Annotated in this window: 15 protein-coding genes; 7 read left to right on the top strand and 8 right to left on the bottom strand. The window is 39.6% G+C overall.

Going from position 1 to position 24,805, the window contains the following annotated elements; genetic code table 11:
- Positions 1–120 precede the first annotated feature (120 nt).
- From AC570I_RS04395 to AC570I_RS04365, 7 genes are all read left to right on the top strand, one after another.
- The gene (locus tag AC570I_RS04395; protein ID WP_497404518.1) at positions 121–3,444 is read left to right on the top strand and encodes a SusC/RagA family TonB-linked outer membrane protein; all 3,324 of its coding nucleotides are present in this window, start codon (positions 121–123) and stop codon (positions 3,442–3,444) included.
- Positions 3,445–3,454: 10 nt separating this feature from the next.
- A complete protein-coding gene (locus AC570I_RS04390; protein ID WP_497404517.1) occupies positions 3,455–4,867 on the top strand; it encodes a RagB/SusD family nutrient uptake outer membrane protein in 1,413 nt (470 codons plus the stop codon).
- 7 nt (positions 4,868–4,874) lie between these two features.
- The gene (locus AC570I_RS04385; protein ID WP_497404516.1) at positions 4,875–5,582 is read left to right on the top strand and encodes a DUF4843 domain-containing protein; all 708 of its coding nucleotides are present in this window, start codon (positions 4,875–4,877) and stop codon (positions 5,580–5,582) included.
- Between the two features lie 5 nt (positions 5,583–5,587).
- Positions 5,588–7,003 carry a PKD-like family lipoprotein gene (locus AC570I_RS04380; RefSeq protein WP_497404515.1) on the top strand — a complete coding sequence of 472 codons (1,416 nt, stop codon included), beginning with the start codon at positions 5,588–5,590 and terminating at the stop codon, positions 7,001–7,003.
- Between the two features lie 30 nt (positions 7,004–7,033).
- Positions 7,034–8,437 (top strand): redoxin domain-containing protein, encoded by a 1,404-nt coding sequence (locus tag AC570I_RS04375; protein WP_497404514.1) that lies wholly within the window; start codon positions 7,034–7,036, stop codon positions 8,435–8,437.
- A gap of 240 nt (positions 8,438–8,677) precedes the next feature.
- On the top strand, positions 8,678–10,354 hold the full coding sequence (locus tag AC570I_RS04370; protein WP_497404513.1) for a trypsin-like peptidase domain-containing protein: 1,677 nt from the start codon (positions 8,678–8,680) through the stop codon (positions 10,352–10,354).
- A 1,005-nt stretch (positions 10,355–11,359) separates the two neighbouring features.
- Positions 11,360–11,758 carry a hypothetical protein gene (locus AC570I_RS04365; RefSeq protein ID WP_497404512.1) on the top strand — a complete coding sequence of 133 codons (399 nt, stop codon included), beginning with the start codon at positions 11,360–11,362 and terminating at the stop codon, positions 11,756–11,758.
- An 897-nt stretch (positions 11,759–12,655) separates the two neighbouring features.
- Here the strand turns inward: AC570I_RS04365 and AC570I_RS04360 are convergent.
- From AC570I_RS04360 to AC570I_RS04325, 8 genes are all read right to left on the bottom strand, one after another.
- Positions 12,656–14,104, bottom strand: a complete 1,449-nt coding sequence (locus tag AC570I_RS04360) for a PKD-like family lipoprotein (protein ID WP_497404511.1) — start codon at positions 14,102–14,104, stop codon at positions 12,656–12,658.
- Positions 14,105–14,123: 19 nt separating this feature from the next.
- Positions 14,124–14,834, bottom strand: coding sequence for a DUF4843 domain-containing protein (locus tag AC570I_RS04355; protein WP_497404510.1), 711 nt, complete (start codon positions 14,832–14,834; stop codon positions 14,124–14,126).
- Between the two features lie 12 nt (positions 14,835–14,846).
- Entirely contained in the window at positions 14,847–16,247 is a 1,401-nt protein-coding gene (locus AC570I_RS04350; protein ID WP_497404509.1) for a RagB/SusD family nutrient uptake outer membrane protein, read from the bottom strand.
- A gap of 12 nt (positions 16,248–16,259) precedes the next feature.
- On the bottom strand, positions 16,260–19,589 hold the full coding sequence (locus AC570I_RS04345) for a SusC/RagA family TonB-linked outer membrane protein (RefSeq protein WP_497404508.1): 3,330 nt from the start codon (positions 19,587–19,589) through the stop codon (positions 16,260–16,262).
- Between the two features lie 208 nt (positions 19,590–19,797).
- Entirely contained in the window at positions 19,798–20,967 is a 1,170-nt protein-coding gene (locus tag AC570I_RS04340; RefSeq protein ID WP_497404507.1) for a FecR family protein, read from the bottom strand.
- Between the two features lie 209 nt (positions 20,968–21,176).
- Complete coding sequence (locus AC570I_RS04335; RefSeq protein ID WP_497404506.1) at positions 21,177–21,773, bottom strand: RNA polymerase sigma factor; 597 nt, start codon at positions 21,771–21,773, stop codon at positions 21,177–21,179.
- 412 nt (positions 21,774–22,185) lie between these two features.
- Positions 22,186–23,253 (bottom strand): redoxin domain-containing protein, encoded by a 1,068-nt coding sequence (locus tag AC570I_RS04330; protein ID WP_497404505.1) that lies wholly within the window; start codon positions 23,251–23,253, stop codon positions 22,186–22,188.
- Between the two features lie 534 nt (positions 23,254–23,787).
- On the bottom strand, positions 23,788–24,624 hold the full coding sequence (locus AC570I_RS04325) for a phytoene/squalene synthase family protein (RefSeq protein WP_497404504.1): 837 nt from the start codon (positions 24,622–24,624) through the stop codon (positions 23,788–23,790).
- Between the last annotated feature and the right edge of the window lie 181 nt (positions 24,625–24,805).

Genomic DNA, 24,805 nt, shown 5'->3' with positions numbered 1-24,805 from the left:
TCAACTAAACAAACTTATATATGACTACAAACAGACCTAACCGGCGTGAAGGATTTTCTATGGATTGCAAAAAAGCAATAGTATCAGATAATCAAAAAGCTTTCCAAAAAAACTAACGCTATGAATTTCAACAGACCAAAAGGGCTCAAAAAATTATGCCCTAGAATTTTAACGGTAGTACGACTATCTAAAATCTTTTTAACAATTTTCTTCCTTCACCTCAGCATCAAGAGCTTTGCTCAAGAGATCACTTTGAGCGTATCAGCCAAACCGCTGGAAGAGGTGTTCAAAATGATCAAACAACAAACTGGCTACAACTTTGTCTATTCAGATAGAGTGCTTTCTAAGGCAATTCCAGTTACAATCAACATCAAATCACAGTCCATTGAACAAACTTTAAATACTATTTTAAGCGCTCAGGGAATAGGCTACACCATTCAAAATAAAACAATCGTACTCACTGCTGTGAAACAAGTTAACGATCAATTAATCGAAGGGGTAGTGTTAGATGGAAGGACAGGAAGCCCAATCCCCGCCGTTACCGTTTTAGCCAAGGGCAGCAAAGCCCGAACGCAAACCGATAAAGACGGACGTTTCAAAATCCAGGTGCCGGAAAATGTAAAAACACTGGAATTTAGATTTGTGGGTTATAAAACAACAGAGGCAGAAGTAAAAAGCTCAGGATTACTTAAAATTTTCCTTCAGGAAGAAGCCCTGGCACTGAATGAGACTGTGGTTAATGGTATTTTCTCCCAAAGAAAAGAGAATTTCACCGGAGCGGCCAGTACATTGACGATAGCAGAATTGAAGAAAGTGAGTTCAAATAACCTATTCGCTGCTATCACTGCACTTGATCCTTCATTTAGAATTGTAGCAAATAACGTCACTGGCGGTAACATTAACCAATTACCTAATATCCAGCTTCGCGGGGAGAATTCCTTTCCAAATCTCTCGGGCCAGCTTGCCACCAGCCCTACCCTTCCACTACTCATTCTGGATGGCTTTGAAGTAAGTTTGCAACGCATCGTCGACCTTGATATGAACTTGGTTAAAAGCGTGACAATCCTTAAAGATGCCTCTGCAACCTCTCTTTACGGTTCCAGAGGAGCAAATGGTGTAATTGTCATTACCTCAGTTACTCCGGCTGCAGGAAAATTACAGTTCAATGTTACCAACGATTTCAGAATTACCACCCCTGATCTCTCGGTATACAATCTGCTCAATTCTGAGCAAAAACTGGATTTCGAAAAACGTGTTGGATTGTACGATTCACAGTCCAGCCTTCTTCAAACTAGCTTGGATATGCTATATAATGAACGTTACAAGGCATCTGTAAAGGGCGTAAACACCGATTGGTTATCCATTCCTGTACAAAACGGGTATAGTAACAGGACCTCACTCTATGCACAAGGTGGTGATACAGTAATCAGGTATGCTTTACAGGTTTCAAGTGATTTTCAGTCGGGTGTGATGAAAGGCCAAGATCGAACCAATTATTCTGGACAATTTGATTTAAATTATTTTAAACGAAAGTTCGAATTCAGGAACTCCCTTCGAGTATTCCAAAATAAATCCAACGAATCTCCGTATGGCGACTTTAGTAACTACGTAGCTATGAATCCCTATTGGGCACCCTACAATAGTAGTGGACAGGCAAACAAACTACTGGAAGACCTTAATTTTTTGGGCTACACTTATCAGACGGCGAACCCAATTTACGATGCAACCTTGCATTCGATTAATAGTTCGAATTATTTTGGGATCTCCAATAATTTTAGTGCTAGATATAAGCCCACCCAGTCGATTTATATTGAAACTAGTTTAAGCATCAACAAGCAAACCGGCGGCAGTGATCTATTCTATTCAGCTGAAAGTTCAAGATTCAATAACGTTACTGACTTAAATCTAAAAGGGAGCTACCAGCTGACCACGAATAGTGTGACGGGTTACGAGAGTTTGACGACTGCAAACTGGAACCAAATGTTCGGAAAGCATCAGATATTTTCCAATTTTGGCTTAAATATATCAGAGGGAAAAAGCATATATAATACTTTTTCTGCATCGGGCTTGCTAACTGATAAGCTGGATAACATTTTATTCGCTACACAATATACAGGCCTACCGACTGGTGATGAAAATACGACCAGAAGGGTCGGAATCCTTTATAATGGAAACTATATATATGACGATCGCTATCTAGCCAGTTTCTCCATCAGGAAAGATGGTTCCTCACAATATGGCAATGAAAAACGTTTTGGAACCTTCTGGTCAGTAGGCGCCGCATGGAACATCCATAACGAATCCTTCTTTCAAAAAAGTGATGTTGTAAATCGCTTGAAAATCAGGGCAAGTTATGGATCAACCGGGTCACTTAATGTTCCCTCTTATGCCTCCCAATTCAGGTATAACGTAAACGCAGGAACTGCAAACTATGGCGCAGTCGGTGCGGTACTTTCGGGTTTAGGCAATCCATCGCTAAGCTGGCAGGACGTGTTTAAGGCTAATATCGGCTTAGATGCACAACTGTTCAAAGAAAAACTCGATCTGAGAGTAGAATTTTACCGGGAAAACACCAAAAATGCGGTTACACAGATTACGCTAGCCCCCTCTGCAGGCTTTTCACAGTATACAGAAAACTTTGGGGAATTGCTTAATAGAGGATTTGAGTTCAGTGCAAGATATACCATTTTACAGGAACCGATTAGCAGGACACTCTGGACTGTTAACTTTAATGCCTTTACCAATAAGAATACGGTACGAAAGATTTCAAATGCACTAAAATCGTCCAATAATTTATTAAATGACGGTAATCCAAATCAGGTTACCCCCAACCTTCAATTAGAGGAGGGTCAGTCAATCAACACCATATTTGCCGTGCGCTCTTTAGGCATCGATGCCACTACAGGCTCAGAGGTTTTCCTGACAAAGTCCGGAGAGACTACATTGGATTGGAATGTAGCCGATAAAGTTGCTGTCGGAGTAGCTCAACCTAAATGGAACGGAAACTTCGGAACCAATCTATCGCACCGCGGTTTTGAGCTCGGATTGATCTTCAACTATCAGTTTGGTGGCCAGCTTTACAATCAAACGCTGGTTGAAAGGGTTGAATCTGTAGACGCAAGGTTAAACGTGGATGAAAGAGCTTACAATTTGGGATGGAGTCAACCTGGCGATGTTAGCCAGTTTAGGAGGATTACAGCCAACCCAACGGCCACCAAACTGACCTCCAGATTTGTACAGGACGATGACAACCTCATTTTGAGTTCTGCATCCTTGGGCTATACCTTTTTCAATAAACAATTCCTTAAAGATATTGGCGTAAGGACTTTGCAACTGACGGCTATTACCAATGATCTTTTCCGCTTCAGTTCTATACAGATAGAGCGTGGTACAAGCAATCCATTTGCAAGAACATATTCTTTAACCCTAAGAGCAGGCTTCTAAAACTTACAACATGAACTACAAAACACTTTTAGCGATATTGGTTTGCCTAGCTACTATGCAAATCTCGTGTAAAAAATACCTTGATGTAAATCCTAAATCATCTGTTTCTGAAGATCAGTTATTCAGTTCTGAACTTGGTTTTCAACAGTCATTGGATGGCGTTTATTCCCTTTTGGCATCCCAAAGTCTTTATGGCGATAACCTCTCCATGGGCTTTACCTCTGCTCTTGCACAAAATTATGATCTTTCCTCAACAGCGAGGTTTTACGCAAGTTCAAAATTCATCTATACCTCTGAAGAAGTAGTTGGCATAGGCAGTTCGATATGGGGTAGTGGCTATAATGCCATAGCCGGGATCAATAAAATTATTCAGAATACAGAAAAGCAGCGGAGCGTACTAAGCGATCAATCATACAATAGGGTCCGTGGGGAAGCATTAGCTTTGCGCGCTTACGTGCACTTCGATCTTTTAAGACTTTATGGCCCGGAATATCAGAACGGTTTGGATAAGAAGGCAATTCCCTATAAGAAAGAAGTAAACCAGAATACCGTTGTGCCGTCGACCACTAAAAATACGGTTGTCAGCATTCTAGCGGACCTTTCTGAGGCCGAACAGTTGTTGTCAGCTAGTGACCCGGTCCTAACTGGGCAATTGACGCGCAGAACTACAATGAACTATTATGCAGTGAAAGGACTGCAGGCTAGAGTTTATCTCTATACAGGAGAGAAGAACAAAGCTTTTACAGCTGCGAAATTGGTGGTGGATTCAGGCAAATTTCCTTTCGTAACCTTTAATGCAGCCACGACCGTGGCGACTGCGAGAGACCGTGTTTATCTTACTGAACAAGTCTTTGGTTTACGGGCAGCAAATCTGAAAAACTGGGCTGATCCCGGATACTTCCGTGGAGCCTCATCAATGAGGCGTTCGGTAAACAACTACCAAACCCTTTATGAGACTGCCTCCGGAGGAGGAACGGATATCCGCTATCTTGGAAGGATAGAAACCGATAATAGCAGCACTACCGGAGGCTTTGTATTCCCGTCTAAATTCTGGCAGACCTATCCTGGCACAGCCGCTACCGTGGACAGACTTGACCAGTTGGTTCCCATGATACGCTTATCGGAAATGTATTATATTCTTGCAGAATGTGCACCGACGGCTAGCGAAGGAGTTGGCTATCTAAATGTGGTGAGGGCAAACAGAAACATCAATGCATTAGCAAACAACTTGACTCAAGCCAATTTGATTAATGAGATTACCAAGGAATATCAGAAAGAATTTTATGCAGAAGGCCAGCTTTTCTTTTATTACAAAAGGAAACAAACGGTAAGGATGCAGTTTAGCTCAACTGATATTTCATCAGCTCAATATATCCTACCGGTTCCAGACAGCGAACTAGAATTTAATCCAAACTATAACTAAAATAAACATGAAATATTTAACTTTTTTATTCTTGTTAATTTTTGCCTTGGGATGCAAAAGAGACGAAATTCCAACTTACGAAGGTAAAGATGGGGTCAGCTTTTTCAAAAGCGATTTTTCCGAACCTGATAGTGTGAACTACACTTTTGCCTTATCGCTAAGCCCAAAATCTAAGGATACAATATTCATCCCGATGCGGCTAGTGGGTAAGCCTTCGGCAACGGACCGAGGTATTAAGCTTAAAGCATTGGAAGGATCAACCGCCAGGGCTAATGTGGACTATATACTTCCGGAAATAAAACTCCTGGCTAATCAGCTTACCGTTAACTATCCCCTGGTCCTGTTAAACTCAGCTGAAATGAAGACCAAAACCTTCAGGTTGGTGGTTGCTGTAGATCCTAACAGTGAACTCGTACCTGGTGCGCCGGGTACTGCTGCTGACTTTTCGGTTAACTTTAAACAGATGACGGTAAACATCACCAATCAGCTGATTGAACCTAGTTATTGGTCATCGGTTAGCGGCGCTTTTGGGGAGTTCAGCGTGGTTAAGTTCCAGTTCATGGTTAAGGTAACCGGTTTAACTGACTTTGATCCAAATAAACTTGGTTCGAGTGCACTATTTAGGATCCTAATCCAACTGAGAAATGCATTGACGGAATATGAAGCATTAAATGGTCCACTTATCGATGAAAATAATAAACGAATTAATTTTTAAAGACGATGTTAAAGCTAAAAATATACATAGGCGTTTTATTGATTTGCTGCGCCGGCATGTGGTCTTGCAAGAAAAACACTCAAGACTTCAATTATAAAGAAATCAACGAATTAAAAATCGATGGACAGACATCCTTTGCCATCACGCAATTTGATACATTAAAGATCGATCCCCAGATCACCCAGTCTCAACCGGCGGGTGAAAGCTTCAGCTACCAATGGAAGATCTATCCCACATCTGCTGTAGATGGAGTTGATGCTCAAGTTATATCTACAGATAAAGCACTTAGGGCAGTCATCAGCGTTCCTCCGCTCAGCGCCAGCTATATCCTGGAGTATAAGGTCACCAATACGACTAACGGGGTATCTGCTTTCAGGGTCTATAACATACAGGTTTCGAGTGTTTTCAGCAAGGGATGGCTAGTGAGTAACAACGCCAACGGCAAAGCGCAGCTCGGGTTTATCCGTTCAGATTATCGGGTTTTTTATACACCTGCCGAATCTGTGAATCAAACAAGTTTTCAAGGAAATGCGGTTGGAGCGTATACTTCAACGAATTTTAGCGGAAGCCAATTTACGGTAGATTTCTTTACTGATAACGGGAGTTACCGCTTCAATGCCAACGATTTTCTCAGCTCAGGTAAATCGACGACAACTTTTAAACCAGAAAAAGACAAGTTCGCTTTTGGTCTGTCGAAGTTTTTGGCAGAAGAATTTCTTATCAATAATGGCAACTTGTACGCCGCTACACTTTTCGATGAACCTACCGATGTGGTCTACACAGAAAGGCTTCCGGGGGATTATCAGCTTTTCCCAAAAGTCATCTCTAGCGAATCTTTCTCAACATATTTTTACGATAATAAAAACAAGAGATTCATGTCATCTGTCTTCGCTACATTAACCCTGACTCCATCTTTCGGCTCCTCTACTGCCTCCTTTAATATGGGAGATACTAAGATGCTCATGATAGCCGCCGCAGACGGCGCGAAGACAACCAGTTCGGATGAATTTTTCTTTCTGATGCAGGATGCCAACAATGACAGGTATTTATATTCCCTTGTGGGAAGTAGACCTGTTCTGAATCAGAAGATGCTAAACAGTCCGGAGATTTCAGGAGCCAAGTCCATTGCAGCATCGCTAATCCTCAGACAGCTCTATTATGCTACTGACAATAAAATTTATCTCTATGATATCCTTGCCAACACTTCCACTTTGCTATACAGTTTTGCAACAGGGGTAAAGATCAAACAAATGGAAATTGACCGCACTGATAGTAAAACATTGGTAGTTGCTGCCAATAACGGCGCATCGGGCGAGGTTTACTTCTTCAAATTGAACAATGTGGGCAATTTATCTGGAGGAAACTATGACAAGAAAATTGATGGCTTTGGCGAAATCGCAAACATATTTTACAGGAAGTAAAATTAATTATTAATAAAATTTAAATACACAATGTTAAAAAGAACTGTCCTTTACCTGATTCTATTCCTGCTCTCTTTTACTGAATTATTTGCTCAGGATACTCAGAGTTTCCAGCAGAAGGTTGAAAACTTAAAAAGTATAAAAGACACCCTGGTGTTAAACAAAAAGATCGAGGCCATGAAAGCTGGTTCTGAAGAAGACCTTAAAGCCGTAGCGCAATATAGATATGAGAAGAACATGGATTACCGCCCACTTGTTGCACTTGCCGTCAAAAGGTTTCCAAATGGAGATTTGGCTTTTACTGAGGAAGTGCAAAAATTCTCTCAGGAGCAGGATTTAAAGAAAAAGCTCAACAAGCTGAAGCAGCTTAAAGTTAGGTTTCCAAAGAAGGAATTTAGTTACGTCTATTCTTTATTGGTCGGAGATTACGCCAAAGCGGGAAAACTTGATCAGGCCATGTCTTATCTGGAGAAGACTACGGGAAGAGATCGCGCTATTGCCTGGTCGCAACTTTCGTATGTTAAGGATCCAAAATTAACTGGGGAGGTGGAAAAAATCATTGATCAGGCGCTTAGCCAAAAACCTCTACCAAAGGATCAGGAAAACACCTTAGTTAATTTGAAGCTATTTCTTTTAGAGAGTAAAAAGGACTATAAAATGGCTGCTGTTTTTGCAAAAAAAATGATGCAAATTAATCCCTACAATTCGGATAAGACGCTAGACCATTATAACTATTTGCTGAGTAAGAGTGGCGAATACACCGCAGCATTACCAGGCCTGGAAAAAGCTATATACAGGGAAACGGCTGATCAGGACATTAAGAATGAATACATAAAAGCCTACCAATTTGTCCATCCTGGTAAGGATGTAAAATTGCATATGGATTCTATCCAGAAATCATTGGAGAACAGGTTTGAGGGCGAGTACAAAAACGGACTGGCAGATAAGCTAATCAAAGAAAAAGCACCGCAGTTTGAATTGCTAGACGTGAATGGTAAGGCCGTAACCTATCAGGATTTCAAAGACAAAATTCTTGTGCTCGATTTTTGGGCGACCTGGTGCGGTCCATGTAAAGCCTCACTTCCAGGCATGCAAGAGGTAGTGAAGAAATATGAGAAGGATCCAAATGTCAAATTTTTATTCATCCACACCTCAGAAGTTGCCGGCAGTACCTTTGAGAATGTAAGAGACAAATCGCTAGCTTATTTCAAAGAAAATAATTATTCACTTCCATTGTATGTCGATTTGAAAACAAAGGATAAAGGTGATAACAAGGTAGCCAATAGCTTTGGGGTGCGTGGCATACCACATAAAACTATTATTGATGCAAATGGATTTATTCGATTCAACAGCATTGGTTTTAGCGGATCTAACATACAACTTTCAGCGGAGATGAGTGCAATAATTGAAACGCTGAAGAAAGTAAAAGGATAGCCCACTGTGGATAGATACTGGAAACACTTTTAAAAAATTGGGCCTGCGTCAATTCTAAAAGATGCAGGCTCAGTTTATTTATTAGCCCGCATTACGGTTTCACCTGGGGTTCCCCTATTTGATAAAAACCAAGCTTAACACGGTAGCATTTTATGCAGTCGAGAGAAGCTAGAAACATAACAGGGAAAAGTGATACTTCCATAGTTTATTTCCAAAAATAAAACTCACACTATAAATAGAATGAAAAACATTAATCGTGCAGCGCTTCTGTTGTTACTGCTTTGTCTGGGATTACAATATGCCCAGGCTCAGAACAAAATCAAATCGCCGAAGAAAATCGAACGTTTATTATCGCAAACTTACGCAAAGGTAGCTAATGCCTGCGTTAAGCTGATAGTAAGAGATACACTTGGCAACCGGGATCTAGGTGGCTTCAGCGGCGTCATTGTCACTCAAGATGGGTTGTTATTAACTGCGGCACATTCGGTGAAACCTGGTTTTCGTTACCGCGCGGAATATCCCAATGGTAAAAAAGGTATAGCGGTTGCCCTTGGAAAAATTGCCTTGGAGGAGAATTCGCGAAAATATGATATGGCCATACTGAAATTAGAAGGTACAGGCAAATGGCCCTTTGCAGTAATGTCCGACAGCAGAAATCTTGTCCTTGACGAGGCATGTGTTGGCATATCCTATCCTGGAAGTTTCTTCCAAACTAAACCTAATCTCCGCTTCGGACGTATCACCCGTTTAGATGACGGCCACGGCTTTTTAGAGTCCACCTGTACGATGGAGCCTGGAGATTCAGGAGGCGGATTATTCAATTTACATGGAGAGCTCATAGGCATCAGGGATGCGATCAACATCAGCGAAAAAGAGAACTTCGACTTACCGGTCAATTCATTTAAAAAGTACTGGACTGCTTTACAAAAAACCATAAATTATAAAACATTGCCGGCTGAAGAAGCTATTCCGCAAACAAAAAAACCGCTCCCCCCTCTACTGGTACCGGCCTCTCCTGAGTTAGTAAGGTTGAGCAAATTAAGATTCCCTGATGCTATTACCCTCCATTCGTTTAAAGACAGCCTTCCACTAAACATATTAGCCACACCTGTGCTAATAGCTTATAAAGGTCAGAAGCGAACCTTAATATTAAGTAAAAGCTCAATGGTGGGCAATCAGATCTGGATGGAGGACAAGGGGGAAAAAGTCTTGCTCAATGTAGTTGGTCGAGATAGGGATAATGACCTAGTTTTACTGCAGATACCGGACGGAAGAGTCGCTATTACGGGGCTTGATATATCAAAATCCAATTATCATTCATTTAATTCAGGTGAGCTGGGGAAATTTTTAATTTCTCCACTGGAAAGCCAAAAACGAAAGGTTGGTGTCTTGAGTACCTTAGAGATTGAACTACCTTTACTATTTAGCCGAGCGGAACTTGGGGTACTGGTAATGGAGGAAGCTGGCAAAATGATAGTAAAAGACATTGCCCCTTCGTACCCAGCAGAAACATTTTTAAAAAAGGGTGATCAAATTACTGATATAAATAACCAAAGCGTTGTTGATGCTGGGAGTTACTTTGCCAAAATTAACGCGCTGATATATGGCGAGGATATCAAATTTGGCATCATGCGGGCAGGGAAAAAGATGAGCATGAACATAACAGTTAAAGAACGGTTCTTTATGGGGGTATCAAACAATTATCAAGGCAGACGCAGCCTAAGATCCGATGGATTTAAAAAGGTCTTTGTACAAGATGCTGCAATTCGGTCAGATGAATGTGGAGGACCGGTATATGATAAGGCTGGAAATTTCTTGGGAATCAATATTGCCAGGCACAGCAGGACCAGTACAATCGTTCTGCCACTGGACGAAGTAGAAAAATCAATAGTCGACATGATAATTGAGGTAAGTTAAATCCAGAAATAAAAAGCAAATACGATAGTTATTTTATGCCTTGAGGAAAGAAGCATTATAGACCGGATCAAACAGAAAGAGCCTAGATTGAAGTCAGGAAATTATCGCTACCATCAATTGACTTGAGCATACTTGATCTGATCGGAAAAACTATCAAATTGTATGAACTCAAAGAATAAACAGTCATAATCGATTTTTGAGCGGACTGACGTTGCTATTTTAAAAGAATGCCCTGAAATGCATAAAGTGATCGATGAATAGGCGCTGGTGATGGGCCAGTTAATGAAACGCAAATATATTTTGCATATAAAGGTAATCAGCGTTTTAGTAGTCGCTGAGGTTTAATTTTAGTTAGTAAGAAAAGGAGCATCGCTGGATGGCATGCTCCTTTTGTATTGCCAAAAAACATTAATAAAAATGGATGACATACTTTGATAAAATAGTGAAGCTTTATTTGCACTACAGCAAAACTTTCCAGCCTTTAAATGAAAGAAATCTCTGTAAAGATTGACAGGACTTATGCAAAAGCATCCAGTTATTAAATCGAATGATTCCGATAAAATGATGAAATCAAGCGGTAGCGATCAAATCAATGCCTACGCATCAGTCGGTGAAAAGGTATACAAGGAAGGCGTACCTTAAAATGCGATAGGCAATTTTTTAATCCGTTCAGGCTGAACGTTCATAGCCTCTTGTTTTTCGCCTTTTCATACAGAACTTCAAGCCTTATGTGAAGAAAAAATATTGAAATGGATGTTGACCAGAGAAAAATGTATGAGAAAATGCTACGTGCCCTTTTCAAACACATAATTTTTACCTAACAATATGGCATGGTCAACTCAGGTAAAAATATTCATGATGAAAGGATCAGAAAGTTTAAGTAAAAATGCTCTTACTTGGTTCCTGCCCCACTTAATTTATATAATCCTGTTTTCAAGTAACAATGTTTCAGTATCCATTTTTCACCGAATCATGCAATAATTCACCTTTGAATATTATAATACAATGAAATTCTTTATACTAATTTTTCTCCTGTCTATTCAGCTAAATCAGCTCCAGGCTCAAACGACTGCATGTCTTTCCCCGGGTGGTTGGTTATACACAGATATGCAGGGAACTTTTGGTCCTACATCCGTTCCAAATTTTCTTGTAGACCAGGAAAGTGATAGAAACCTTAGACTTGAAAATGTCTATTGTGCTCATAGATCGACAATAGGGACTTGTTATGTCACCTACTCCGCAATACCCGGAGCTCCGGTTACTAATGCAGCCAGTACTTACGGAGAATTGGTGACATTCAGCCTAACCAATTGCCCGCTAGATGATGGTATCCCGTTATTGCTCTTGACCATTGGAGTTACAGGAGTTTTCTTTTTGAGGAGAAGCTATTTATTACTTCCTTAGCCACAAGTATTTAACAATTTCAGGCAGTAATTTGCGGTAGCGTCTATTTGAATTGTAATGTATAGCATTAATAATCAACATCCCATTACTATAAAGTTCTGTGGGAATAAGGAGTTATTGCAAGTTTAGAGCAAAAGCTTTCGATCAAGCAAATGAAATATTTTTACTTACACCTGGAAACATAAAACGCTATTGCCCGAAACAGATTGTGCGGGCTAAGCCTTGAAGCCATAGAAATTTCTGCTTATTGGCATTCTGCTAGTTGATAAAGAAAATCGGTGGTTTCAGAACTCATCCAGATTTAATTTATTATTAGGCTTGATTCAAGCAAGGCAGTACCTCTGATGAGGTCTGAATTATATTACGCTCATCGATTTCATATACAGGCCTAAGTTAAAACATGAAAATAAAATAGGGAATCATCCAAGTGCTTATATCTTCGAAAATCAGGCATATAAGAAATCCCAACAACAGCTTATTATAAGTTCAATTCTGGACTCGCAAGAAGTAGATATATTCGGCCTGCAAGTTCATAACTGAGCAGCAGAACTTTAATAGGCATCATCAATTGGACGGATTTCAGTTTGGACGCACCCTTCGTTATGAATTAATCTTAATGGATGATCTTCAGGGCAACCAGGCAATTGTTAAGTAGCCAATAGATAAATATAAAGTTCTTCAGTACAACTGGAACGGTAGAGAATAAATGAATTTTTTAGGTTCAACGCTAAGCCTGCCTCTAAATCCACTTTAAGATCTAGTATTCTAGGAACTAATTTTAAGATATAATTATCGAAATCCACATAAATACCTGTGGAATAATTATAAAAGTGAAGCAATGGATATATCCATTGCTTCACTAAGTGGGGTAGCCTTAACTTATTTGACTTTTTAGGGTTATTGCTCTGAACGACCTCTGGCGGCAGAAAGCTGAACTATTTCGCCAAACCCGGTATATTTTTTATCAAAAGTACTATTAACAAATTTACCTGTACCATCGATCTGGAAATAATATACTTCGCCATTATCGCCGTTGTTTACACCTACGACAAATTTTTTACTCGTGTTACGTAACATTTCGATATCCTTAATGAGATAACCGGAAGGAAAGGAATAAATTAGGGTTGAAGAATTGGCTAACATATCATAAAGATAAATCTCATTATCAACAGAATAATACATCTGCTTTAAAATGGTCGAGGTTGCAAACTGAGTTGCATTGTCGATTTTAGGACTATTCAATATTTGCTGGGAGATACCTGGATTAGTTACGGAAGAAGTCGAAACAGTAGATAGTAGATACTTTTTCTTCGATGCATCTTCCATAATATAATAGTAGTTTGTACTTGATCCGCTGAAAGCACCAATATCGTAAGCAATCATCTTTTTGCCCACGTTAGCCATATTAAATGCTGCAGTTGGTGTGCTTGCGGCTACGACAGCATCTCTGCCATAGGTGGCAACTCTCATAAACTTCATGCCCTTCATATCGTAGAAAAAGGTAAAGTTTGCATCAGTTCCAAAGATACCCGGAAAAAGATCATAATCTCCAGGTAATCGCTCGGTAAATGAGGTGGCAACCAAAGTGGGGAAAAGTGCAGCACCCGGCCCAGCATAAATTCCTCCGTTGGCAACGATGAACTGATCCTGGTAACCCGATCCGTACATTGGTGTTGTGCTGAACGGAGGCTTACTGGTTAAAGAAGGAATTGTTGTGGTCAAGTCGCAAATTTCCAGCCAGTCATTCATATCAAAACGATAAAACCCCTGGTCGGTAAATACATTTAATAAACCGGTGCCGGCGGTTGTAGAAACTCCGTAATAATAAACGCTTATTGCCTTTCCCAAATAACTCTTTTTATTTGCTACCTCCATGGGGTTGTCAAAGATGACGCCGTCGGTACGGATAAGGGACACTTTTGCCTTACCATCCTTGTTGTTCACCACATACCACCCCCCATAAAAAGCGCCATAAACGGTAACCGTATACCTGGCTAGGGCTGAAATACCTGTGCTACCACTAGTTACCTTGACCTTTACTTTGTAAATCCCGGGTGAGTAGGTTGCTAAAATCCTCAAATCTTTCTTAGTAGAAACCACCTGAGTGCCTATGTTGGCGGCTTCAATTGTCCATAAATAGGTATATGGTTCACTAGTTGGCAAGGTTTCAACCAATTTTGGCGCAATTATTAAGGAGTCTTGTCCCTGTACAGTATATGCCGTTGTTGATGTTTCCAGGTCAATATCATTTATTGGATTGATTTCAAAACTCTGCTCCTCCTTTGCACATGAAGATGCAAACGCCAGCACCCCGATAATCAAAATATTTTTTATATAACTATGCATAAAATTTTGTTTATTTAAATTAGAAAGTCACTCTTATTCCGTTCTCGTCAAGCAATGGTCCATTTGCCAGCTCGTACTGGGCCAAAGCGTTTTTTAACTTTACAGGTAGGTTAAAAAAACCTTCATATCCTATAGCAGTTTGAGAAAAGTCAGTGAGTCCGGTAACCTTTACCATAAATCTGAATTTTACAGCGCTGAAGGTGCCAAAGAGGTAGGTACTCCAACTTGATGGTTTCACCAGTTGGTTAGTAATTGATAAATTAAAGTATCGAAAATAGTCTTCAAGGGTATTTGTACTGCCAACTGCCCCTAACACTAAATCCGCTGTTTCAGCGGGTTCCAACACAATTTTTAGCGTGTTTGTTAGCAAACCGGGTGAGTTAATAACTATAAAGGGAACATCTACCGTATAGGCACCAGCGGGAAGGGTAGTTTCCATAAGTTCATAATCAATACCTTGTTTTGCCGTAGTACCCTCAGCAACCTTTAATGCTACTTTTCGCGGATAGTCTGCAAGTCTACCAGAGAGTTTCATGGTTATGTAAATGGTATCCCTTTGCTTTGGCGTGAAGTCATAAGCAAAAGAATAGTTTTTGATCCCGTCTTTACGAAAATCCTCAAAAGAATATGCGTAAAAAACAATCCCATCCCTACCACTATAGGTAGGAATCTCATCCTTTTTACAAGAGATTAGGGAAGATAAGATGAAAAGATAAAATAGATATTTCATAATTTTTATCAATTAGTAAGTAGGGTTAAATTGTAGTTCTCCATCGGGAATTGGCAATACATAGAGCGCAGGAGTCATTGCAATTGTCCTGAACTGCATGGATGACGCATTAATGCGTTTATAGTAAAAGAAAAGCTGACCTTCAGCATAGAATTCTTTTTGATATTCTTTTGTGATCTCATTTGTTAAAGCGGTCGCAGTTGTCGCGATGAGAGGATTGAGGCCTCTGTTTTGGCGAACGATATTTAAAAACGCAACGCCTTCGGCAGTTGTTGTCGCTGTCTCGGCCAGGATGTAGTACATTTCAGATAGACGAATGCCAGGCACATACTGGTCTAGTCTTGAATCGCTGATGACACTATTTGAGGACTGCCAGAACTTCGATGGAAACAGACCACCTCCATCTTCTTCAATTCCAAAGAGATATCTTATATCAGTAGCTCCACCGGAAGCTGTTTCATATAATGTATTAAAATTGGCCTGAGTACGTGTAAGCTTTTCCACAGTACTGCCATTATATCTGAAATAAATTTCAGTCCAGCTTGCCATATCCCTTACCCTGATCATAAATATCTGCTCGTTAAAATACAACCGATCTCTGGAGGAAGTCGAAGACGCTGCTGCCTGGGTAACCCAGGTGTATTTTTTTGAGTCGATGACAAACTTTGCTGCAGCTGCCGCTCCAGACTTGTCACCAGAATAGAGTTTTATCCTTGCCTCCAATGCCTTTAGTCCATAGTAATTCAATTTAATTCTCCTGGTCTGCTCATTGCTAATTACGATAGGATCCGTTTTCAATAGTAAATCTTCAGCTTCCTTTAAATCTGCAAGCGCAAATTTGACTACATCACCGGTGAGGGCAGGTTCATCTGCAATTTGACTAACTTTGGTAACATATGGAATCGATTTCAAGCTCACACCTGTAGTAGTATATCTGGGGCCAAATAAACGAAGCAGATCAAAATGAAGAAATGCCCGCAGTGCCAAAGCCTCCCCCCTTATCCTTCCATAGTCAGCATCGGAGAGCACGCTTCTATTAACTTCAGAATTTATTATGATTTTGTTTAAACCAGCTATTGCAGCATACGCATTTGACCAGATTACTGCAGTATGCGCTTTAACTTGGTCTGCAGTATAATTCAAGGCAATGACATCCGTGATGCCAATATAGGTATTCACAGTTGTCGCATAGTTTTGTTGCAAGGCAGAAACAAAACCCATAGAAAGCTCATCACCATAAAGACTACGACTGGCAATCCTTGAATATACACCAGTCAAAGCCTGCTGAAAGCCTGCTTCAGAAGTAAACAACTGGTCCTCGGAAACACTCGATTTCGGGATGACCTCTAAAAATTTCTTGCATCCCGAAAATGAGGTAGCAATCATCATAAGGATTAATATTTTATATTTCATGATATCAGATGTTTAAAAACGGGAAGTAAAATTGACTGTATATTGCCGCACAAATGGATTATTTGTGCCTCTTTCGATATCGATCGAACTGAAGGTATAAGTGTTGTTAGAGGTTAATCCAATATTCAGGGATTTTAGTCTAAATCTTTTAATTATTGACATAGGAAGCTGGTAATTGAGATTGACCGCTCCGATTTGAATACTGTTATTATTTTGCACAAAACGCGAAGTAACCTTAGTTGCAGTTGGGTTAGCAGTAATTCTTCTAAATTGACTAACGCTGCCTGGTCCGGTCCATCCAAGATCGTATGCCCTTCTGTCAACATTATAGAATGCATTCACGCCTTCGACCTTGGTTGCAAGTGTAGAGTTGTATAGTTGACCACCATAATTATAAGTTAAGCTAAGATTAAGGCTGAACCCTGCATACAGAAAATTTGAATTAACAGCCCCTGTCCATTTTGGTCGGGTATCCCCTACGTAAATTTTGTCATTGACATCCCAAATTAAGGTCGTACTTCCATCCTTCTTTATAAACACTTCCAGTCCCGTGATAGGATCTATACCTAAAGATGGAACAGCATATAGTGCTGTTGTTGATTGTCCTTCGATAAATTGGGGATTTACAGCCGTTTGGGCAGAGTTATTTCGATTGAGGGCCTCATTGAATGCTTTGAGTTTATCAGAAAGTTTTTTCAAAACGGAACTGTTGGTTGCGGCATTAAAGGACACATTCCATTTCAACCCTTTTGATGGATTATTTAGAATCAAATATCCTAAGTCCATCTGCATGCCCCTATTTTCGATCATTCCCAAATTTTCGACATATGATGAAAATCCTGTTGATGGCGCCACAGAAACGGAGGTCAGGGCGTTCTGTGTTACCTCCCGATAAAATTCGGCATTGAAATTCAACCTATTGTTAAAAAAGACGGCGGCAATTCCAATATTTGTTTTTAATACACTTTGCCAGCTCAAATTGGGATTGCCCAGCGATGCAAGTGTAGTTCCCAATTCGCCATAATAGCCTGTAGCAGAATTGAAGTTATACCTAAACTGAGATGCATAGGGATCCTGAACAGATGTTCCGGTGGCACCGTAACTGCCCCTTATGCGCAACAGATTGACATAACTGTTGTTTTTCAAGAATGACTCATTACTTAGGTTCCAACCAAGTCCTGCGGACCAAAAATTACCATATTTATTATTGACCGCATAGGCAGAAGATCCCTCTCTGGTGTAGGTAAAATCGGTAAAATACCTATTGTCATATGAATAGTTGGCACTTGCTGTATAAGATATCCTATTAGTGGTTGCCTCATTCCCAGTTGGCCTCCCAGACTGATACTGTGTGGCAAAAAGGATATTATCCAACCGATCAAATGGAAAACCTTCTGTAGCTAGTAGGTAATTGTCTCGCTCAGTAGAGCTAAGGTTGATAAGGGCATTAGCTGAAATGCCATGAGGACCAAAATTCCTGTAATAGTTCACAGACGCATTTCCCTCTATGGAAAAAGAATTAGTTGTATTAATTGTATAAGTACCTCTTTTAGCCAGATCGGTCTGATTGGCAAATCGACTATCAAGACCCGAATAAAAATCATCTACGGTACCATTGTATTTAGACAGACCGAAACCTGCATTTACATATAGATATTTACTGGCATCATAGCGAACAACAGTATTATTGCGTATGGTGAAGTTTTTGTTTCTGCTATTGATTGTATTATAATTAAGATCTAACAAGGGATTAAGTACTAATGAGCTCTCATAAGAATCACCGTTCGGAACGACGATGTTTTCCAGGTACTTCGCTGTTACCAAACCATTTGCATCATAAGGATTCCAATAAGGATTATAAGACAAATAGTCGCTAAAGGCGCCATAAGGCGAAGCATTGGAGATTACTTGTGTACCTGTGGTATTATTCTGGAACAGGAATTTACTTGTTTTATAATTTAGCGAAAAGGTTCCATTGTAATTTTTCCTGTCCTGTTTTTTCATTACACCCTCCAAAAGGTTTCCACTGAAATTTAAATTGAAGGTAAGCGACCTGTCCCCGCCCCTCAGAGATAAAGAGGTTCTATTGTTATATCCGTTCTGAACGGGTATTGACTTCCAATCTGTATTGACCCCACTTCGCATCGCCTTGAACCTTTCGTTCCAGATATAGTCCTCGTAATAAAATCTGATTAAGCCGGCACGCTTTTCAAAATCCAGTTTTTCCTCTGAATTAAGCAAATTGTAAACGGATAAATCTGGCGTGGAGAGGGTAAAGTTATTAGTCAGTGAAAACTCAATGGTGCCTTTTGGCGGGATTACCGTGGTGACTACCATTACCCCATTTCCTCCTCTTGACCCGTATGTGGCAGTAGCTGCTGCATCCTTCAGCAATGTCACTGATGCAATCTGGTTCATATCCAGGTCTTGAATCACTTGTAGGGTAACCTGAAATCCGTCTAATATAAATAGTGGCAAATTGGGATTACCAGTTAATTGAGACCCTAAAGTAGGAAAAGAACTCTGACCTCTCATTTGTATTTCGGGTAGTGTATTGATATCTCCACCGATCGTATTATCAGCTACGATTCTAAATGAAGGATCGAGGGCAGCAACAGCGGTGAATACATCAGTAGGACTTATCTTTTTCAGCTCATCTATTGTCATGATCTTTGCTGCACCGGTATAGGTAGAGATTTTACGCTCAATATTCCCTGCCATTACCGTGGCTTGCAATACCTGGAGATTTTCTTCAAGATATACCCTGTAAACAGCATTCGGTTTGATCGCGATCTCCTGAGTTTTGTATCCGATATACCTGAATTCAAGGATTTCAGAATTAATCTCTGCACGGATCGTGAATTTACCCTCTGCATTTGTCTGAGTGGATATTTTTGTCCCCTTTACCCTTACGGTCACATTTGATAGCGGTTTTTGGGTTTCTTTGTCACCGACGAAGCCATTGATAACTACCTGTTTGGTAATTTCTGAGGCTTTAACAATTACCGTATTGTCCTGAACCTGGTAATCGAGGTTCTGTTGGGCGAAAATTAGGTTTAGAACATCCTTTATATCCCGATCACTAACTGTAATGTTAACGGGTTTGGCAAGTTTCAGTAGGTTATCTGTGTAAAAAAAGTTATATCCAGTCTGTGATTTAAGCGATGAGAAAACAGCTCTCAGCTCGGCATTAGTTTCATTAAGGGTTACCTTCTGCGCAAGACAGGAAGCGCTTACCTGCAGAAAACCTGCTACAATTATTACGATGGTTAAACGCATGGATAGCAAAAGTTTATGGTACAGCCGTCTAGGCATACCGATTTTGAAGAAATTTCGATACATTAGTGTTTAGTTTGGTTCATATCAGTAGTCCTCGCTTTGGACAGTATGGAATACTGATTTTATTAGCAGTTGATAATTTTGTTCGGTTGTGCCAAACGCGATCCAGGTTCCGATGTGAGGTCGGGATCTGGTTAATTTGAGTGATTTTAAAGTACCTGTTCTTCCATCTGTTTTCTAAGTTTAAGTTTGTTGTTTATATTTCTGTTATTTATTTTGATACGAATATCTTTTTCCCCTGGATTCTGAAATGAGCTGCTCCAGTTGTCTCTACAATAGCGAGCACCTTTGAGATATCGTCAAAGCGCGATACACCGCCGCTGAAACGTTCATCTGTCTGCTTTCCTATATAAATAATCTCTACATCATACCATCTCGATACCATCTTCATAAAAGTTTCAATAGTTTCGCTCTGCACAACAAATTCGTTGTTCTTCCAGGCAATACTGGCCTTACCATCACTCTTGGAAACATGAATTTTATCATTTTCCAATTTTCCCTGCTCACCGGCCTTTAGTATACGGGAATCAACTGAGGTACTCATTTTTATACTCCCCTCTAGAAGTGTTGTTTTCTCATTTGAATCATCAGGATAACTGGAAACATTGAAATGAGTGCCCAGCACCTCTATCTCCTGTTTATCGGTTTGTACAATGAAAGGGTGATTTCGATCCTTTGCAACCTCAAAATAAGCTTCACCAATTAGCTTGACCACCCTTTTTCCCGAGATCATTAAATTTGATGGGTAGCTCAGTTTAGAGGCCGCATTAAGATATACCGTCGTCCCATCAGATAGTAGCACGCGGTAAGTCTGTCCTTTAGAAGTAGTTAGGGTATTTAATAAAGATGAACCTGAGACTGAGGCCAGGTTGTCATAAGTAAGCTTTCCATCGGCCGTGTTTGATATTTTTACACCATCCTCATTAGCCAGGATACCTCTAGGTTTGTTTGAAAGGGCGAGATTCTTTCCGTTAGCCAGCGTTAATACTGCGCCATAGCTACCAGGCGAGATCTGCCTGTCAACTGTTTTTTTTACGATGTGAGTGGGCTGATTGTAAATATTGATCAAATGATAAGCTATAACGAAAATGGCAAGGCTGGCAGCAACCATAAGCCATACTGGAATGAGTTTAACAGGCACAGAAGTCTTAGGCGTTTCATTGCAGTCTACTCCGATAATGGCGTTTTTTATCTGCATGGAGATTGCCTTGTCAACCGGTACACCTACTTTGTTTTCCATAAAGGCTATGTCAAGCATCTTTTTTGTCTGTGTCTCATTATCCGGTTTCACCATCAAGATAAGCAGCTCCTCTCGGTCTTCAGGACTCACCTGGTCGAGAAGCGCAAGATTAAATAAATAGGAAAGACGCTCGTTGTTCATTTGTATGTTTAGTTTTACTGACAAATTTGTCAGGTTTTCAATATTTTTCACTTCAACTCTTCTGGAACTTTATCCAAAAACCTGAGTCGCAACTTATATTCACCGTTTCCGGAAATGTATAATCCAAAAAAATAAGGTCGTTTTTTTTCTAGTTGAAAACCTTCTTTAATACTATAGACGACAAGAAGTGGTATGTTGGGGGTAAAAATTTAAAAATATTTTGAGAAAAAGTGTAAAACGATTACTAATGGCAGTGGCTTTAGTTTCGCAACACAATATGCACGTATACTTCTCATTGCGTGATCCAGGTTTGACTTGACTGTTTCCGTGCCAACGCCCATTTGCTCGGCAACTTGTTCACGCTTTAGATTTTGCTCTTTTATCAATTGGTAGGTCTTTCTTTGCTTCTCGGGCAAACGTGCTATTGCCTGAGTGAGTATCGCATCAAATTCTTTTTCCTGAAGGTAAAAGTCCGCTTCCGGATAAAACAAAGTAATGGATTCCTGTGCAATTTGCAGCGCTTTTTCTTTTTCCCTTTTTGAAGCACGCATCACATCGTATGTGACATTTCTTGCCACAACATGTAACCAAGATTGAAAATGGCTAATCTCCGGCAATCTAGAACGGTTTACCCATATTTTAACAAAAACATCTTGTAAAACTTCTTGCGCAATCCACTCGTCACCCGTGATACGAAGGATAGTAGCATTGATATTTGGACTAAAGAGATCAAACATCCTACAAAATTCTCGTTCATTACCATTGGCAACATTAAATAATAACTCTTCTAGATTTTCTTTTTGCACCGTAAGCGGAGTGTTAGGGAATTGTTAACAGTAAAGTTACAATTAATCCCGGAATTTTGTCACTTAACCATTTCATCTGAATAATCAGAACAATATATCGCCTTACATGAAATCTCAAAAGATCAGGAAATGAGGTGACAATCAGTTTATTCATTTCCATTCAGCAACATCGTCAAAAATGGCTGAAGAACAAGCGATTTCATTATCAGTTATTTGGGCATTTTGCGAGTTGAACGAAACTGGCTAACGAAATTGCAAACACACTATAACCATCATTTTTTCTTGACGATTATCAATAATATCTTGAAAAACTAATTGGGTTTCGAAAAATTTTTCTTGCCATTTATCATTCGACCGCCTTCCGCTCTGCAGCGTCACCTAAAGACAAAACAAAACCGTAAAAACCGAATACCTAACGACTTTTTTTAGGTCCAATTACTTCTGCTAGCTTGGCATTTAGTTCATCTCCGCGAAGATCCCTGCCAATAATTCTACCCGCAGGATCCAACAAAAATGAACTGGGTATGCCTATTATCCCATAATGTTCCAAGATTTCACTTTTCATGTCCTTGCGATCTCTAAGCTGTGTCCATGGTAATGCATCTTGCTGTATTGCCTGTTTCCAAGCTACATCATGGTCATCGACCGAAATACCAATAACGGTAAACCCTTGCGATTTATAGTTGTTGAAAGCTTTGAGCACGTTTGGATTTTCCGCCCTGCAGGGTTTACACCAGCTTGCCCAAATGTCGATAAAAACATACTGACCTTTAAAATCATCTAGCTCAACTTTTTTTCCATGAATATCAGGAAAGGAAAAATTCTCCATTTTATCTCCCAATGCTCCTGTTCGCAAAATAGCAATCCTCTGGGCGATAGCATCCTTGATAGCCTTATTTGGCTTTTCTTTTGTAAGCTTAGCGGCCAATATTTTTATATTTTCAAGACTTCTCCTTTTTAAAATACCTTTAATTAGATCCAAGGTTACCACACTGTTAGGATTAGCCAGAACGAAATCATCCTCAACCATTTCTGATGTACGTATGCGGTCTTTGGGATTATGTCCATTTTTCATTTGGTCACGCTCGCTTTTGAATGCTGTTATCATGTCATTTTTGTATGTCTGGTATGCTTCATTTGCTTTAGATCCGGACAACTTTATCGCATTTATCTCTATTGCTGAAGAGGCATTGCCAGATAAATGCATTAGACCAGGTTCCGCATAAAAAAAATAGCGAAATCCACCCGTGAAATTTATGGTAACGGCCACTGGATTGTCCAGATGCTCTGCCCACAGGAACTTACCATCATGCACTGCTATCGCTATTTTTTTATTATCTCCAAGGTATTTATAGGCAAAATACAAGCTATCTGTTTGAAGTCCGGTCAAATCCCCCTTTAATATGGTGTTCTGTGCAAAAGCTCCGCAACTTAACGCAGTAAGTAGGCATACATACAAAAATTTCAGGTTCTTAATCATAATATTTAATTTTATACCATACTAGACGATAAATAACCGGCCCAGGGGGTAACGAAAAATCATTTTCTGAATCAAATATATGCCAAGCGACTACTTCTCATCTTTTACATCACCAATAAACATGCTTATTCTGCTTAAAATTAGCACCAAACAGTCGATTTAGCCCATTTTTATCTATTTTGAAAGAACTAACATAAGCAAAAGGGATCTTTTATGGACTTTGTAAAACCAAGTTACCACTTATTTGGGATCCAAATACATATTACTTGGACATGCTAGACTAATTTGCCAGCGCAAAGGGCGCTCTCTCATAGAATTAGCACAGATTCGGGCATTATCTCTAATTAATCCTTCAGAAAGAGGAATTTAATTTAATTAGAGTGCTTTTTTTTATACCAGCTGCATAGGACAAGGGTATGTTTTCAGAAGTGGATACAAACAAAGGAGATAGTGGGGATTTATATTTTTTTTAATAATTTACTTCAGTCATGGTACCCCTACCCTCCATCGTTTTGCATTATATCACTGGAGTTATTAAATTGAACCTGTGCTATTACGAATTATAGCGTAAAATATTAAGCCAAATTTGTGGATATTGGAAATTCGAACCCTTCTCTTCAATACCTCTTCTGCAGGAGTGGCTTTAATTTTCTTAAACAAGCTAAAGTAATAGTTATAAGCTAGGTAAACTCCAGCTCTGGCGTTTTTAGGTAACTTTCTGATTCCTTTAAGGGCCAATCTGAAATCTTCCTGGATATCTAACTCAATGAGAGATTTATCGTGTTCCGAAAACTTGGACAAATCTACATTTGGAAAGTAGCTTCTGTTTAATATTAAGTAATCTGCCTTTATATCACGGAGAAAATTGATCTTTTGAAAAGCAGATCCTAGATTCATCGCTGAAGATTTTAAGTAATCATAGCTCTGTTTATCACCACCGGTGAAAACCTGAAGGCACATCAGTCCCACAACCTGTGCAGACCCCAATATATACTGATTATAGAGCTCATCCGTATAATGTTCTTTTTGAAGATCCATTTCCATACTTTTCATAAAAAGTTCAATAAGTTCTTTATCAATATTATACTTATTTACAACCAGTTGAAATGCATGTAGCACCGGATTTAAACTTATTTTATCTTCGATGGCCTCATCGCAATCTTTCTTGAATTTAGACAGGAGCTGCTCTTTGTTAAAATCATGAAAACTATCAACGATTTCATCAGCCAATCGAACGAAACCATAAATTGAAAAAATAGGCTGCCGAATTTTCCTGTCCAGTAAAATAATTCCAAGATAAAAACTGGTGCTGTAACGCCTTGTAACTAATTTACTGATATCCTCACACAAGACGTCAAATGTTCCTTTCATAGTAAATACTATTTTTTACCTGATAAAAAATTCGTCGTAATTTTGAAGAGCGAGGAGGCATAGCGAGGTGGGTTGGTTACTTTCTTTACTTATCATATTTGCAGATTTTAGTAGCAGGCAAAAGCCTTGAATATTTATTTTTCCTAGGCTTAAAATACGTTTGCAAAAATGTCCCTACCAG

It is taken from the genome of Pedobacter sp. A2324 (genome assembly GCF_059693705.1).
This window is presented reverse-complemented; position numbering and strand designations above follow the sequence as displayed.

What these genes read in the sequence shown, in the direction of transcription:
- AC570I_RS04395 (WP_497404518.1), top strand. Translation starts at nt 121, where the DNA reads ATGAATTTCAACAGACCAAAAGGGCTCAAAAAATTATGCCCTAGAATT.
- AC570I_RS04390 (WP_497404517.1), top strand. Translation starts at nt 3,455, where the DNA reads ATGAACTACAAAACACTTTTAGCGATATTGGTTTGCCTAGCTACTATG.
- AC570I_RS04385 (WP_497404516.1), top strand. Translation starts at nt 4,875, where the DNA reads ATGAAATATTTAACTTTTTTATTCTTGTTAATTTTTGCCTTGGGATGC.
- AC570I_RS04380 (WP_497404515.1), top strand. Translation starts at nt 5,588, where the DNA reads ATGTTAAAGCTAAAAATATACATAGGCGTTTTATTGATTTGCTGCGCC.
- AC570I_RS04375 (WP_497404514.1), top strand. Translation starts at nt 7,034, where the DNA reads ATGTTAAAAAGAACTGTCCTTTACCTGATTCTATTCCTGCTCTCTTTT.
- AC570I_RS04370 (WP_497404513.1), top strand. Translation starts at nt 8,678, where the DNA reads ATGAAAAACATTAATCGTGCAGCGCTTCTGTTGTTACTGCTTTGTCTG.
- AC570I_RS04365 (WP_497404512.1), top strand. Translation starts at nt 11,360, where the DNA reads ATGAAATTCTTTATACTAATTTTTCTCCTGTCTATTCAGCTAAATCAG.
- AC570I_RS04360 (WP_497404511.1), bottom strand. Translation starts at nt 14,104, where the DNA reads ATGCATAGTTATATAAAAAATATTTTGATTATCGGGGTGCTGGCGTTT.
- AC570I_RS04355 (WP_497404510.1), bottom strand. Translation starts at nt 14,834, where the DNA reads ATGAAATATCTATTTTATCTTTTCATCTTATCTTCCCTAATCTCTTGT.
- AC570I_RS04350 (WP_497404509.1), bottom strand. Translation starts at nt 16,247, where the DNA reads ATGAAATATAAAATATTAATCCTTATGATGATTGCTACCTCATTTTCG.
- AC570I_RS04345 (WP_497404508.1), bottom strand. Translation starts at nt 19,589, where the DNA reads ATGTATCGAAATTTCTTCAAAATCGGTATGCCTAGACGGCTGTACCAT.
- AC570I_RS04340 (WP_497404507.1), bottom strand. Translation starts at nt 20,967, where the DNA reads ATGAACAACGAGCGTCTTTCCTATTTATTTAATCTTGCGCTTCTCGAC.
- AC570I_RS04330 (WP_497404505.1), bottom strand. Translation starts at nt 23,253, where the DNA reads ATGATTAAGAACCTGAAATTTTTGTATGTATGCCTACTTACTGCGTTA.
- AC570I_RS04325 (WP_497404504.1), bottom strand. Translation starts at nt 24,624, where the DNA reads ATGAAAGGAACATTTGACGTCTTGTGTGAGGATATCAGTAAATTAGTT.